General features: G+C 66.8%; 14 protein-coding genes. 9 read left to right on the top strand and 5 right to left on the bottom strand.

Features of this window, described 5'->3' with window-relative positions:
• Positions 1-77 precede the first annotated feature (77 nt).
• Complete coding sequence (gene larE / locus Har1131_RS01670; protein ID WP_050037360.1) at positions 78-959, bottom strand: ATP-dependent sacrificial sulfur transferase LarE; 882 nt, start codon at positions 957-959, stop codon at positions 78-80.
• Between the two features lie 142 nt (positions 960-1,101).
• On the opposite strand from larE, the gene Har1131_RS01665 reads away from it, so the two are divergent.
• Both Har1131_RS01665 and Har1131_RS01660 read left to right on the top strand, forming a co-directional pair.
• Positions 1,102-3,150 (top strand): helix-hairpin-helix domain-containing protein, encoded by a 2,049-nt coding sequence (locus tag Har1131_RS01665; RefSeq protein WP_151144762.1) that lies wholly within the window; start codon positions 1,102-1,104, stop codon positions 3,148-3,150.
• A 94-nt stretch (positions 3,151-3,244) separates the two neighbouring features.
• Positions 3,245-4,372, top strand: coding sequence for an ORC1-type DNA replication protein (locus Har1131_RS01660; RefSeq protein ID WP_151144759.1), 1,128 nt, complete (start codon positions 3,245-3,247; stop codon positions 4,370-4,372).
• Between the two features lie 48 nt (positions 4,373-4,420).
• On the opposite strand, the gene Har1131_RS01655 is transcribed toward Har1131_RS01660, so the two are convergent.
• Positions 4,421-5,206, bottom strand: a complete 786-nt coding sequence (locus Har1131_RS01655) for a hypothetical protein (RefSeq protein ID WP_151144753.1) — start codon at positions 5,204-5,206, stop codon at positions 4,421-4,423.
• Between the two features lie 167 nt (positions 5,207-5,373).
• On the opposite strand from Har1131_RS01655, the gene Har1131_RS01650 reads away from it, so the two are divergent.
• Positions 5,374-5,760 carry a RidA family protein gene (locus Har1131_RS01650; protein WP_151144750.1) on the top strand — a complete coding sequence of 129 codons (387 nt, stop codon included), beginning with the start codon at positions 5,374-5,376 and terminating at the stop codon, positions 5,758-5,760.
• 41 nt (positions 5,761-5,801) lie between these two features.
• Here Har1131_RS01650 and Har1131_RS01645 read toward each other — a convergent pair whose 3' ends face one another.
• Entirely contained in the window at positions 5,802-7,271 is a 1,470-nt protein-coding gene (locus Har1131_RS01645) for an MATE family efflux transporter (protein ID WP_050037363.1), read from the bottom strand.
• Positions 7,272-7,355: 84 nt separating this feature from the next.
• Here Har1131_RS01645 and Har1131_RS01640 point away from each other — a divergent pair, with 84 nt between their 5' ends.
• On the top strand, positions 7,356-7,802 hold the full coding sequence (locus Har1131_RS01640) for a MaoC/PaaZ C-terminal domain-containing protein (RefSeq protein ID WP_014039161.1): 447 nt from the start codon (positions 7,356-7,358) through the stop codon (positions 7,800-7,802).
• Here Har1131_RS01640 and Har1131_RS01635 read toward each other — a convergent pair.
• Entirely contained in the window at positions 7,792-8,037 is a 246-nt protein-coding gene (locus Har1131_RS01635; protein WP_014039162.1) for a ferredoxin, read from the bottom strand. The genes Har1131_RS01640 and Har1131_RS01635 overlap by 11 nt on opposite strands.
• Positions 8,038-8,153: 116 nt before the next feature.
• Between Har1131_RS01635 and Har1131_RS01630 the strand changes: the two genes are divergently transcribed.
• The 5 genes from Har1131_RS01630 (at position 8,154) to Har1131_RS01610 (ending at position 13,629) form a co-directional block, all read left to right on the top strand.
• Entirely contained in the window at positions 8,154-10,556 is a 2,403-nt protein-coding gene (locus Har1131_RS01630) for an ATP-dependent DNA helicase (RefSeq protein WP_014039163.1), read from the top strand.
• Positions 10,556-11,083: a KEOPS complex subunit Cgi121 gene (gene cgi121, locus Har1131_RS01625; protein WP_014039164.1), complete on the top strand. Its 528-nt coding sequence runs from the start codon at positions 10,556-10,558 to the stop codon at positions 11,081-11,083. The genes Har1131_RS01630 and cgi121 overlap by 1 nt, the downstream gene beginning before the upstream one ends.
• 38 nt (positions 11,084-11,121) lie before the next feature.
• A complete protein-coding gene (locus tag Har1131_RS01620; RefSeq protein WP_014039165.1) occupies positions 11,122-11,409 on the top strand; it encodes a hypothetical protein in 288 nt (95 codons plus the stop codon).
• Positions 11,406-12,710, top strand: coding sequence for an NADH:flavin oxidoreductase (locus Har1131_RS01615; protein ID WP_151144742.1), 1,305 nt, complete (start codon positions 11,406-11,408; stop codon positions 12,708-12,710). Before Har1131_RS01620 ends, Har1131_RS01615 begins: the two co-directional genes overlap by 4 nt.
• Before the next feature lie 76 nt (positions 12,711-12,786).
• Positions 12,787-13,629, top strand: a complete 843-nt coding sequence (locus tag Har1131_RS01610) for an alpha/beta fold hydrolase (RefSeq protein WP_050007573.1) — start codon at positions 12,787-12,789, stop codon at positions 13,627-13,629.
• Here the strand turns inward: Har1131_RS01610 and Har1131_RS01605 are convergent, their stop codons facing one another.
• Positions 13,630-14,175 carry a MaoC family dehydratase gene (locus tag Har1131_RS01605; protein WP_008306979.1) on the bottom strand — a complete coding sequence of 182 codons (546 nt, stop codon included), beginning with the start codon at positions 14,173-14,175 and terminating at the stop codon, positions 13,630-13,632.
• Positions 14,176-14,370: the final 195 nt, after the last annotated feature.

Below are 14,370 nucleotides of genomic sequence, written 5' to 3'. Positions count from 1 at the left end.
AGTGCCACTCTACGTGCCTGATCGTCTCGCGGAGCAACGATGGCTGACTGACGTACTCGTCAGAGAAGATAGCGTCGTCAGTCGACGGACGGGTAGTCGGCGTCGAACACGTTGCTGACCACGTCTTCGGTCTCTTCTTCGGCTGATTCTTCCGTTTCTGGGCTCACACTTCCTGTCTCGTAGCCGTGGAGATCCAGCGTTACGTGGTCGAAGCCACAGTCCTCGATGTGGTCGCGGGCGGTGCGAACGAAGTCGGGATCAAGTGCGGTTTCGAGTTCTTCCTCGCCGACTTCGATGCGGGCGAGGCCGTCGTGGTCGCGTACGCGGAACTGCTCGAAGCCCCACGTTCGCAGGAGGCGCTCGGCCTTCTCGACGCGGGAGAGGCGTTCCTCCGTGACTTCGAGCCCAGTCGGAATCCGCGATGAGAGACACGCCATCGAGGGCTTGTCGGCTACGGAGAGGTCGTACTCGCGGGCGATTTCGCGGACTTCGGACTTCTCGATGTCGTGTTCCAGCAGCGGGGAGTAGGCGTCCAGTTCTTCGACGGCGCGCAGGCCGGGGCGGTGGCCCTCGCCCACGTCGGAGGCGTTCGTCCCGTCACACACCACGTCGATGCCGAGTTCGCGGGCGCGGTCGTACATCGCGCCCAGGCGCATCGACCGGCAGTGGTAACACCGCATGTCGTCGTTCTGGATGAACTCGTCGCTGTCGAGTTCGGAGAACTCCACGATTTCGTGACGGATACCGATCTCCTCCGCGACGCGCGTGGCGTCCGTCAGTTCGGCAGCGGGGAGCGTCTCGGACTTGGCGGTACAGGCGATAGCGTCGTCGCCGAGGGCGTCGTGAGCCAGTGCGGCGACGACACTCGAATCGACACCACCGGAGAAGGCGATCAGCACGCCGTCTCGCGATTCGAGGTCTTCGCGGGCGGCCGCTAGCTTCTCCGAAACAGCAGACATGGGATTCCTTTCTCGGTGGAGCGCAAAAACGCCTTCGCGTTCGGTGTTTAGCTGACGTAGTCGAAGCGGTGTCGACTACCCACTCCGCCGCCGGAGCCGCTGGCAACGGGTTTTTTCTCGCTGGCGTCGAATGGGCGGGCAGATGGAGCTCGAATCGGTTCCGGGCGTCGGGGCAAAGACAGCCGCGGCGCTCCGGGAACTAGACGATCCGGAGGCGGCACTCCGGGACGGCGACGTGGCGTCGCTCGCACACGCACCGGGCATCAGCGAGGGTCGGGCCGCCCGCATCGCTCGCGGCGCGATCAGGGCCGAACACGACGACCCCGGTGGGTTCACCGCGACGAAACGCGCCAGCGAAATCCACGAGGACGCGCTGGCCCTGCTGACCGAGCGGACAGTGACCGACTACGCCGCGAAGCGACTGGAGACGATCTATCCCAGCGGCGTCCGCAGCCGCATCGAGGAGGTCCGGGCGTTCGCCGAGTCGGCGATGGCCCGCGACCCCGACCCGGCAGTTCTCGACGCCCTGTCGGCCGTCGAACCGCTGGCTGAACCCGGCGACGTGCGGGTCCGGGACCGCTGTCTGGCGACCCGCGACGCCGAGCGCTACGCCGACGCGCAGGCCGCGATTCCGGAGGTCAGTGTCGAGGTCGTCGACGACGCCCGCCAGCTGGCCGAACTCGCCCGCTCGTACTCGACGGTCGTCGCGCTGGACGAGGCCTTCGCCGGTGTTGACGTGGATGGCGATGTCCGGGTAGAACCGAACGCGCTCGAAGAGCCCGAATCCGTCGTGCCCGAACGCGTGCTCACCTTCTTCGCTCGCAACCGCGACCGGATACGGGCCGCTGCCGAGGTCCACCGCGTCGCCGACCTCGATTCGCCGTGTGACCTGGAGACGCTCCTGTCGGCGCTCGACCAGCTCGACGAGGACGGGAGCGTCAGCGGCGACGAGGAGCTCGACCGCCTCGCCACCGCCGTCGACGACCTCGACGCGGCGGTCTCCACGGCTGAAAGCGTCGCCAACGACCACCTCCGGGAGGCCATCGAGGAGCAGGACGTGACCATCGAGGGGACGGACCTGCTGTCGCTGGTCGAACGCGGCGCGGGCGTCGACTCGCTGCTCCAGCGGGAACTGGCCGACGAGTACGCCGCCGCCGTCGAGAAAGCCCGCGACCACCTCGTCGACGCGCTGGCGCTCCGAGACATGGAGGCGACGGCGCGCCGGGCCTTCCCCGACGAGCCGGCCTACCCGGTCGAACACAGCGAGGACGTCGTCGCCCGTCTCCGCGAGGAACTGACCGCCGCGCGCGACCAGCGCGCGACCCGCCGGAAACGGGAGCTGGCCGACGACCTCGCCGAGATGCGCGAGGCAGCCGAGTCGCTGGTCGACGCGACGCTGGAACTGGACGTGGAGCTGGCCATCGCCCGCTTCGCCGCGGACTTCGACTGCACGATGCCGGACCTGACCGAGTCCGAGGGCGTCGCCATCGAGGGCGGGCGCTCGCCGCTGCTGGATGTCCCCTTCGAAACAGTCGAGCCCGTCGACTACGCTGTCGAGGGCGTCACCGTCCTCTCGGGGGTCAACAGCGGCGGCAAGACCTCGACGCTGGACCTCGTGGCGCTGGTGACGACGCTCGCCCACATGGGCCTGCCCGTCCCGGCGGAGTCTGCCCGCGTCGGCCGGGTTTCGGAACTCCACTACCACGCCAAGACCCAGGGCACGCTGGACGCCGGCGCGTTCGAGGCCACGCTGCGGGAGTTCGGGGACCTCGTCGCGGACGTCGATCACCGCAACCCGGGACGAGACGACGGTGCCGCTACCGACGGCCCAGCGGCCGGGACCGACGACCGCCCGGTGATGGTTCTCGTGGACGAACTCGAATCGATAACCGAACCCGGGGCCAGCGCGAAGATTATGGCCGGTATCCTCGAAGCGCTCGGCGAACGGCAGGCCACGGCGATTTTCGTCTCCCACCTCGCACGCGACATCCGCGAGGCCGCCGAGACCGACATCAGCATCGACGGTATCGAGGCCAAGGGGCTGGAAGACGGGGAACTGCGCGTCGAGCGCTCCCCGGTCAAGGGGAAACTCGCCCGCTCGACGCCGGAACTCATCGTCGAGAAGCTCGCCGACGACGGCGTCGACGGTGCCGATGGGTTCTACAGCGGTTTGCTCGGGAAATTCGAGTAGCGACGGCCAGCGAGACCACGGTCTCTCGTGTACCTGTCACTGCTCGTGAAGCTGTGGCAAATGGTTAAGTGGGCCGCGAAGCTCGGTGAAAGTGATGAGCGACGACCCCGAGGACCGGATGCTCGGCTGGGACGAGTCCGTCTTTCGGGACGAACACGTCTTCGAAATAGACTGGCTCCCGGAGACGTTCAAACACCGGGACACACAGATGGAGACGTTGAAGTACGCGCTCCGGCCGGCCGTCCGGGGGTCGCGCCCGCTCAACGTCATCGCCCGCGGACCGCCCGGAACGGGGAAGACCACCGCCGTCCAGATACTGTTCGACGAACTCACCGCCCAGACGGACGTGAAAACCGTCCGGGTGAACTGCCAGATGGACTCGACGCGCTATGCCGTCTTCTCGCGGCTGTTCGCCGAGATATTCGACTACGAGCCGCCGTCCTCGGGCATCTCCTTCAAGAAACTGTTCTCCCAGATTACCGACAAGCTGGTCGAGGAAGACGAGGTGCTCGTCGTCGCCTTAGACGACGTGAACTACCTGTTCTACGAGAGCGAGGCCAGCGACACGCTGTATTCGCTCCTGCGCGCTCACGAAGCCCACTCCGGCGCGAAAATCGGCGTTATCTGTGTCTCCTCGGACCTCGAACTGGATGTCATCGACGCGCTCGATACGCGTGTCCAGTCCGTGTTCCGCCCGGAGGAGGTGTATTTCAATCCCTACGGACAGGCCGAAATCGCGGATATCCTGGGCGAGCGCGCCGAACGAGGGTTCAACGAAGGTGTCGTCGGCCCTACGGTGCTGGACCGCGTCGCCGAACTGACCGAGGAACAGGGCGGTGACCTCCGGGTCGGTATCGACCTCCTGCGCCGGGCCGGCATGAACGCCGAGATGCGCGCCTCCCGCTCCGTCGAAACGGAGGACGTCGAGGAAGCCTACGACAAGTCCAAATACGTCCACCTCTCCCGTCGGCTGCGGGAGCTGTCGGACTCGGAAACCGCGCTCGTCGAGGTCATCGCCGCCCACGACGGCCAGCAGGCCGGCGATATCTACGACGCCTTCTCCGAGCAGACGGACCTTGGTTACACCCGGTACTCCGAAATTATCAACAAACTCGACCAGCTGGACATCATCGACGCCGACTACACTAACGTCGAGGGACGAGGCCGCTCGCGGGAGTTGACGCTCAACTACGACGCCGACGCGGTGCTGGAACGGCTGTAGTACAGCGTATTAAATTGTATTCTGCCGAGTCATCAAAACGGAACTGCGTCACTCCATTTTCTCGAAGGTCGTCTCGGCCCACTGGACGGCGTAGTCAGCGCCGTACTCCAGATAGGCGTCGGTGTCGAGCGCGGCAAACGGCGCGGGCAGGTCGAGTCCGTGCTTGACGCCGCTACAGGTGAGTTCGGCGGCCGCGGCGAACTCCGTCTGGCCCTGGGCGATTTCGCTGGGGAGGTCTTCGAGGCGGGGCTGGAGGCGCTCGCCGGCATCCTCCCATGCCGCGTACAGCTCGGGGTAGTCGTCGGCCCAGTCGGCGAACTCCGCGCGGGTCTGGAGGCCCAGATACGCTGTGTACACCGCCGATGCGAGCTGGTACCGGGCGTTGGCGTCGAGGTGGTCCTCGGTGGCGGCCACGAACTCCGGGTAGCGCTCGCCGAAGAAGCCAAGGAAATGCTCAGGTTCGTCGAGACTGACCTCGACGAGCGCCTCGGCGATGAGAAACGAGACGAAGTCGTCCGGTGAGGTCTCCAGCCGCGGCTTGACAAACACGCAGGGCGGGACTGTCTGGTGTGTCCAGGCGACACCGCCGTCCCCCGGCATCCCGATAGTCAGGTCGCTGCCGATGTACTCCTGTAGTACCTCCGGGGCTGTGGTCGGCAGCCACGCACCGTCGTAAGAAATCTGGTCGAGGCTGTCAGTCACCAGCAGGAGTTCCTCGGCGACTGCGGGGTCCAGCGTCTCGAAGTCACGGTCGCAGTTCAGTACGAGTGTCTCAGGGGCGTAGGCCGCACGTACTGCCGGCAGTTCGCCGGTCAGTGAACGCTCGGTGAACATCTACGCCGAGAACAGGACGAGGTTGATGACGATGCCGATTGACAGCAGTGCTGACACGCCGATTGTTCCGAGGACGATTTTCGTGGCCTTGCTCATGCCAATGAGTATCTCGGGCCGGACATTAAAACTTGAGAAACGATTTTCCAGGTCCGAGCCGTCCATCGGGTATGCGCCGCGAACGCGTTTCCACGGGCACAGACTGGGAACAGCAAGTCGGCTATTCGAGGGCGATACGCGCAGGTGCTACCGTCCGTGTCGCCGGCACCATCGCCACGGATGACGACGGCGAGGTCGTCGCGCCGGGTGACCCGTACGAACAGACGAAACACGCCTTCGGTCTCGTCGAGGACGCGCTCGCGGACCTCGACACCGCTATCGAGGACGTGGTCCAGACCCGGATGTACGTCACCGATATCGACAACCAGGAGCGGGTCGGCGAGGCCCATAGCGAGTTCTTCGGCGACGTGCGCCCCGTGGCGACGATGGTCGAGGTGAGCGGGCTGGCAACGCCCGAGGCCGTCGTCGAGGTCGAAGCCGTCGCGCAGGTCGAGTGACGCGGTCGACAGCGGGCCGGTGTGGCTGATAGCCTCCGGCGTCAGTCGTCTATCGCACCGACGCCCGACCGTCTGGCGACGTCGCGCCACCCGCCGGACCAGAACCGGCCCGCGTTGACCGCGGCCTTCAGGTAGAAGTCGCCGACGAGCGCAGCGAAGATTGCGGGTAGTCCGAGTCCGAGGCCCGGCGAGACGGCGATGTCGAGAACGGGAACTGTCACGATGAACGACGATGGGAGGGCGAGCGCGGCCACCGGGAGCCGGTAGCAGTAGCCGCCCAGAAACGTCCCGTACAGCGGCCAGCGGGTGTCACCAGCGCCACGAAGGCTGCCCCGCATCGTCCGGGAGATGGAGAAGCCGGCGACGAGCAGGCCGAAGACGCGGACGAACGCTGCCGCCAGATCGGGGTAGGCCGTCCCGAACAGGGCGACGATAGGGCGGGCAAACACCACGAGCAGGACCGCCGCGACGAGCTGGACGGCGAGCGCGACGCGAAGCGTCTGCCAGCCGTAGGCGGTCGCTTCCCGCTCGTCACCGGCCCCCAGCGACTGCCCGACCAGCGTCGACGCGGCGGTCGCATAGCCCCATGCTGGCATCAGCGCCAGCAGCATCACCCGGCGGCCGATGGCGTAGGCCGCGAGCGTCGGCGTCCCCAGCACGCCGAGGATGAACAGGAACGGGAAGCGGGCGAACGTCTGGAGCAGTCGCATTCCGGACAGCGGGAGCGCGACGCGGACGATTTCGCGCATGAGGTCGGCGCTGAACTGCGTCCCGCCGGGCCGGAGCGTGACGACGTAGCGCCCGGACAGCAACAGCCCGAGGAAAATCACCGCCGCGAGCGTGTTGGCGATGGCCGTGCCCCACGCCGCGCCGGCGATACCGAGTTCGGGGAACGGGCCGACGCCGAAGATGAGGACAGCGTTGAGCGCGACGTTCGTCGGCAGCGTGAGCAGGCGGACGTACATCGGCGTCTTCGTGTCGGCGCTGCCGGCCAGCGCGCGGGCGGCGACCATGCTCCAGAACCGCGGGGCCAGCGACAGCATCACGATAGCCAGATACGTCGCGCCGAACCGGATGGTCGCCGGATCGTCGGTGAGAACCCCCACCAGAAGATCCGGATAGCGCCAGCAGAGCGCCGACAGCGGGATGGAGATGAGCAACGCGATCCACAGCGATTGCTTGACAGCGAGGTTCGCGCGCTCGGGCTGGTCGGCTCCCTGCAGCCGTGAGACGACGCTTATCGTCCCGGAGGAGACCGCCAGCGAGAGCCCGAACCCGACGAAGTAGTACTGGAAGCCGAGTTCGAGGCCGGCGATAGCTGCGTCACCGAGCGCCAGCCCGACCATCAGGAAGTCGGCGAGGCGCAGCAGGATCCGGAGCCCGCCGGTGACCATCACCGGCGCGGCGAGATCTGTCGCGGCAGTCGCCTTCTCTCGGTCGACGAGCCCTGCACTGGCCAGCAATGCCGGGAACGCAGTCAGAAGACGACGGAGGCGACCACCAGTCGACATCGCTCTGACCTGGGAAGTCCAGCCCCCTGTGGGTTTCGGGACGAGGCCATAGACTTTTCTCCCGTAACGCCGACAGGCCAGCACATGCCTTCCGTCGAAGCCGGCGAGACGTTCACCGAGACGCGGACGTTCCAGCCCGAAGATGTCGACCAGTTCGCCGCCCTCTCCGGAGACGACCAGCCTCGCCACACGGAGCCTGACGGAGATGGTCGGCGGATGGTTCAGGGGCTGCTCACCGCGTCGCTGTTGACCAGTATCGGCGGCGACCTCGAAGTGCTCGCCTCGCAGATGGACCTGCAGTTCCAGCGCCCGGTGTACACCGGTGAGACGCTAGTCTGCGAGCTGACGGTAGTGAACGTTGACCCACGTCCCGACGCCGGCGTCGCTCTCGTGGGCGACGTGACCGTCCGGCGCAGCAATCGCGGCGACGAACCCAGTCAGGCCGACACAGCCGCGGCGAAATCGACCGATGGCGACACCGCTGACACCGTCGTGCTCGAAGCGACTGTCGAGGGAATAATCAGGGAATGAGCTGTTCGCCGTCGTCGTCGTAAATCGTGATGGCGTCGACCGGACAGGACCGGGCCGCGAACTTCGCGTCCAGTTCGGCGTCGTCGGGGACCTCCCGGACAAACACGTCCTCCTCGCGTTCCTCGCTGTCCGCCAGCACCGCCTTGCCGGCGTCCTCGTCGCGCTCGAAGGCGTCCCACTCGGCGACACACTGGAACATCCCGATACAGGTGTCGTAGTCGTACTCGACTCGCATACCTCGTGTTGGCCGCTCGCGGGCAAAGGCGTTCCCCCTCGGTGCTCGATCCGCCAGTGAGTCGATGCGGTTGCAGTGCGACAGTTTAAATCGGGGCAGGACCCAAGCGGGGTGTAATGGACGTTGCGGACCTGCCGGGCGTGCCCGAGTGGCTCCCGGACCACCTGCGCGACGACGGCATCGAGGAGCTGTATCCGCCCCAGGCCGAGGCTGTCGAGGCCGGCGTCACCGAGGGGGAGAACCTGGTCGCGTCGATTCCGACGGCGAGCGGGAAGACGCTCATCGCCGAGCTAGCGATGCTCTCCTCGGTCGCCCGCGGCGGCAAGGCGCTGTACATCGTCCCGCTTCGGGCGCTGGCCAGCGAGAAGCAGGCCGACTTCGAGGAGTTCGAACAGTACGGCCTCGACATCGGCGTTTCGACGGGCAACTACGAGTCGGAAGGTGGGTGGCTCGCGGACAAGGATATCGTCGTCGCCACCAGCGAGAAAGTTGACTCGCTGGTCCGCAACGACGCCCCCTGGATCGAGGACCTCACCTGTGTCGTCACCGACGAGGTCCATCTGGTCGACGACGGGGAGCGAGGGCCGACACTGGAGGTGACGCTGGCGAAGCTCCGGCGGCTCAACCCCGACCTGCAGACCGTCGCGCTGTCGGCGACCATCGGCAACGCCGAGGCGCTGGCGACGTGGCTCGATGCGGGGCTCGTCGACTCTGATTGGCGGCCTATCGACCTCCAGAAGGGGGTCCACTACGGGCAGGCGCTGCACCTCGAAGACGGGAGCCAGCAGCGACTCTCGGTACAAAACAACGAGAAGCAGACGGCGGCAATCGTCCGCGACACGCTGGAAGACGACGGGTCGACGCTGGTGTTCGTCAACTCCCGGCGCAACGCCGAGGCGGCGGCGGGCCGACTGGCGAACACCGTCCGGCCCCACCTTACCGCCGAGGAGCGGGACCAGTTGGCCGACATCGCCGAGGAGATCCGCGACGTGAGCGACACGGAGACGAGCGACGACCTCGCGGACGCCGTCGCGGACGGGGCGGCGTTCCACCACGCCGGCCTCTCCCGGGGCCACCGCGAACTCGTCGAGGACGCCTTCCGGGACCGGCTAGTGAAGGTCGTCTGCGCGACGCCGACGCTCGCGGCCGGCGTCAACACGCCCTCGCGGCGCGTCGTCGTCCGCGACTGGCGGCGCTACGACGGCTCGGCCGGCGGAATGGCCCCGCTCTCGGTGCTCGAAGTGCATCAGATGATGGGGCGGGCAGGCCGCCCGGGACTCGACCCCTACGGCGAGGCTGTTCTCATCGCGTCCAGCCACGACGAAGTGGACGAGCTGTTCGAGCGCTACGTCTGGGCCGACCCGGAGCCGGTCCGGTCGAAACTCGCGGCCGAACCGGCGCTGCGGACCCACATCCTCGCGACCGTCGCCTCCGGCTTCGCCCGCTCGCGGGAGGGGCTGCTGGAGTTCCTCGAACAGACGCTGTACGCCAGCCAGACCGACGACAGCGGCCAACTGGAACGCGTCGTCGACGACGTGCTCACGTACCTCCAGCGCAACGACTTCCTCGAAATCGAGGGCGGAGAGCTGGATGCTACCTCGCTGGGCCACACTGTCTCACGGCTCTACCTTGACCCGATGAGCGCCGCCGAAATCGTCGACGGCCTCCGGGACTGGGAGCGCGGCGCAAGTGACAGCACCTCCGCGAGCGGGTCGCCGGCTGACGCACCCGCTGAACCGCCGGCAGACAGCGGCTTCACCACCGCCAGCGAACTGGCCGAGGATGCCGATGGGAGCGACGACGCCGACGCGGACCCGGATGACATCTCCGCGCTGGGCCTGTACCACCTCGTCTCACGGACGCCGGACATGTACCAACTGTATCTCCGGTCGGGCGACCGGGAGGAGTACGAGATGGAACTGTTCGAACGGGAGGACGAACTGCTCGGCCCCACCCCCTCGGAGTTCGAGGAGGGCCGCTTTGAGGACTGGCTTTCGGCGCTGAAGACCGCCCGCCTGCTCGAAGACTGGGCGACGGAGGTCGACGAGGCGACGATCACGGAGCGCTACGGCGTCGGCCCGGGCGACATCCGCGGGAAAGTCGAAACCGCCCAGTGGCTGCTCGGGGCCGCTGAATCGCTGGCCAGCGAGGTCGATCTGGACGCTGCGCGGGCCATCAGCGAGGCCCGCATCCGCGTCGAACACGGCGTCCGGGAGGAACTGGTCGACCTGGCCGGCGTCCGCGGCGTCGGCCGCAAGCGCGCCCGCCGGCTGTTTCAGGCCGGTATCACCGACCGCGCACAGCTCCGGGACGCCGATAAGTCGGTCGTCCTGGCGGCGCTCCGGGGCCGCCGGAAAACGGCCGAGAACGTGCTGGAGAACGCCGGCCACCGCGACCCGTCGATGGAGGGCGTCGAACCCGCAGCCGACGTGTCCGTCGACCTCGACGACGAGGCGGACACCGACACGAACGCCGAAGCGGCGGCGAACGAGGACCAGTCGAGCCTGGGTGATTTCTGATGCGGGTCGTCGAGGGCACTGCCGATATCGACGACGTGGGGGCGTTCGTGGAGACGCTCAGTGCAATCGGTGACCGCCACGATGTCACGGTACAGGCGTTCGACGCCCGCTACGTCGTGGACCAGGCCCACCTCGAACTGGCCGTCGAACTTGCGACGCGGGCCCACGACCGGGGCGAAGGCATCGCCGAGGACTTCGGCGTGGAGATCCTGCTGTACGCGGCCGGTCGCCGCCAGATCAACCGCGCGCTGACGATGGGCGTCAGCAAGGGGACCTGTCCCGTCGTCGTGGCCGTCGTCGACCCCGACTCTGGAGATACGCACGAAGGAAATGAGGGCGATGACGCTATCGCGGCAGCTGTGGACGAGGTCCGTGACCACCTCACGCCCCGGCCGACGCTTGGCGCGTACGACGAAGACCGCGTCCGGTCGTTCTTCGACGTGACGGACACCGAGCTCGCAGCGACGGCGGGCGGGATTCCCGACGCCGTCCGAGAGCGCGTCGCGCTGTTGCCGGTCGAGAAGTAGCGACAGTATTTTTGACAACGACCGTGTTATATTCACACATGGATCCACAGCGGACGGCACGGCAGCGGGCCAGCGAGCGCGCCCGCCGGGTCGAGGCGACGGTCGACCGCACCACCGGTGGGGCCGCGTACCCGGTCCGCGTGGAGGAACTGGCAGACGAGTACGGCAGCGCCGACCCGCCCGCCGGGGACCTCTCGGCCGCGATCGAGGGCGGCACCGACGGTGAGTTCGACTCGCCGACGGAGGTCCGGGCGGCCATCCGGCAGGTGACACCACAGGAGGGCAGCCGTACCGAGGCGACGTTTGACGAGCGCGAACAGTCGTGACCGACCTGGAGACGCCGCTGCGGATCGGCGGCGTCGAGGTCCCTAATCGGCTGTACCGCGCACCGGTACTGGAGTGTGCGGGCAACGGCGCGGCCGCAGTCGACACGCTTATCGACGAACTCGGACCGACGGCAGCCTCCGGTGTCGGCCTCCTCTTTCAGGGGGCGAGCATCGTCACCGACCGCGGCGGCTGTGCCGCGCCGAACATGACGCGTGTCCACGACCCGGCCTTCGTCGAGCGCCTCGAACGGCTCACCGGTGCGATTCACGACCACGGCGGCCGGGTCTTCCTGCAACTGGCCCACGGCGGTCTCCGGAGCATGGCGACGTGGCACACCGAGTACCGCCGACAGCACCCGGACCAGCGCCAGCTCGCCGTCAGCCACCCGCCGTGGCAGCTCCAGATGCTTGACCGGCTTGGCCTGATTTCGCTCCAGCCGGATGTGCTCTCGACAGAGGAGGTATGGGCCCTGGCCGAGCAGTTCGGGCGCTGTGCCGGCTACGCCGTCGAGGCGGGATACGACGGCATCCACCTTTCTGCGGCGAACATGAGCCTTATCCAGCAGTTCCTCTCGCCGTTTTACAACCGTCGGAACGACCAGTTCCGGGACGGCGTCCGCTTCCTCGAAGCAATCCACGACGCCGTTCGGGAACACGCCGGCGACGTGCCGCTGGTCACGAAGGTCCCAGCTGAGACCGCTGCGCCGAGTTTCGTTCGACGGCATCTCACTCGGAGGGATGGCGTGGCTATCGCGACGCGAGCGGCGGCTATCGGCTATGATGGTCTCGTTCCGGTCGAGGTGTCCCCGTTCTGGGACATGAGCATTGTCCGTGGTGCGTTTCCGGACCGGGCCTGGGACGCGAGTGACCTGCAGGACGACTACGCAGCAGTCTTCGGCGGCCGACTACGAGCGCGTGCCGTTCAGTTGCTTAATCGCCTGCAAGCCTGCCGTTTCAGCCGCGACCCGGGGTGGAACGCCGACTTCTGCCGGGCGGTCCGCGAGCGCGTGGACGTGCCGGTTCTGCTGGAGGGCGGACTTCGGACGCGGGCCGACTGCGATCGGTTCCTCGGAGCGACTGGAACCGTCCCCGCCGCCGATGCGGTCGGAATGGCTCGCCCGTTCTACGCGGAGCCGCGGCTCGGCGCTCGCCTGCTCAAGGGCGCAGACGCGCTGTGTGAGAGCTGTAACAACTGCACTGTCCCGCAGGTCACCGGCGAACCGGGTCGCTGTCGGACGCCGGCTATCGTCCGCGAGCAGGCTCGACTCCGGCGGGACGGCGCCTACGAGCGAACTGAGTGACCGATTTCGGACGCTCCCGCCGTGATAACTGGGCGGATACAAAGGCTCATACGCCCTCGGTCCCGAACGAACGCCGATGACGACAGGGATTTCGTCCGAGCGCGTCGAACTGTCCGTCGACGGTGAGGACGTCGATATTCACTACCGGACCGGCGGCGAGGGACCGCCTTTGGTGTTTCTCCACGGCATCGGGCTGGACGCCGCGACAGTTTCGTGGCGTCACGCACTCCCCGCACTCGCGCCGGAACGGACGGTGTACGCACTCGATCTGCCGGGCCACGGCGACAGCGACAAGCCAGACCGCGCGTACACGACCGACTATTACCTTGAGACCGTGGCCGAGTTCATCGACGCGCTCGGTATCGAGGAACCCGCGCTGGCCGGCCTTTCGATGGGCGGCGCAATCGCGCTCGGACACGCGCTCGACGGCGGTCCGGTCGAACGGCTTGTATTAGTCGACAGCTACGGACTGGGTTCCGACGCCTACTGGCGCACAGCGGCCAGCAGCGTCTTGCAGACACCGATACTCGGAAATATGCTCTGGCAGGGTGTGGGATCGTCCCAATCGGCGATCAGAAACAGTCTCCGAAGCATGGGTCCCGGGGAGCCACCCCAGCAACTGGTCGAGGACGTCGACAGCGCCGTCGACCGCCAGACCGTCCGGGCGATGCGGCGCTGGCAGCGCAGCGAGTTCCAGTGGTGTGGCTTCCGGACCGACTACTCCGACCGGTTAGCGGAAATAGACGTGCCGACGATGTTGATTCACGGGGCCGTCGACCCACTGCTCCCCCGTCGGTGGTCCGAGCAGGCGGCCGGGACGGTCACTGATAGCACGCTGAAAATCTTCGAGAACTGCGGGCACTGTCCGCCGCGGGAACACCCCGACCGTTTCAACCGGGCCGTTCGAGCGTTCTGCTGACTATTCTGGCAGGTCGTCGATGAGGACGACCGCTTCGCCGTCGATGACGACTTCGTCGTCTGCGAGGACGCGCGTGGTTAGCCGGTACTGTTCGTCGCCGAGGTCCTCGACGATCTCACACTCGGCAGTGAGTCGGTCGCCGATACGGACCGGGTTGTGGAACTCCAGGTCCTGTGAGAGATAGATCGTCAGCCCAGGCAGGCGTGCTAGGGCCGCGCTGATGAGGCTGCCGACGAGCGTCCCGTGGGCGATACGGCCGCGGAAGCGCGTCTGCTCCGCGAACTCGTCGTCCAGGTGAAGCGGGTTCGTGTCGCCGCTCGCGGCGGCGAACTGTTGCACGTCGTTCTCCGAGATCGTCTTCGTGAAATCGACGTGGTCGCCGACGCCGAGGCGGCCCGGGTGGTCTTCGGAGATCGAGACGTGCCACTCCGGGAGGTCTTCGTCCGGCTCGATACGGTCTGCGGGCGTGACGCCGTTCTCGTCCTCCTGCTGGACGCCGAACGCAGCGAACGCTGCCCGGTTAGCTGCAACGACGCTGTTGAACATATGTGACGATGTTTCAGTCCATGTGTCTAACAGCGGGTTTCGTGGCGATTCAGAACTCATCTGTTCTGCTAATTTATTGGTCGGAGTATTAAACCTTGGTGTTGGTTTCGCCTCAGATGTCGGTAAATACCGTCTAACGGGCGTCAGACGTGTATTTGGGGTTGAAGTTATCGGTGCTACAGAGCGTAGCACGTC

The organism is Haloarcula sp. CBA1131 (assembly GCF_008728975.1).
Classification (GTDB): domain Archaea; phylum Halobacteriota; class Halobacteria; order Halobacteriales; family Haloarculaceae; genus Haloarcula; species Haloarcula hispanica.
Note: the sequence above shows the minus strand (reverse complement) of the source record. Positions and strands in the feature narration are given on the sequence as shown.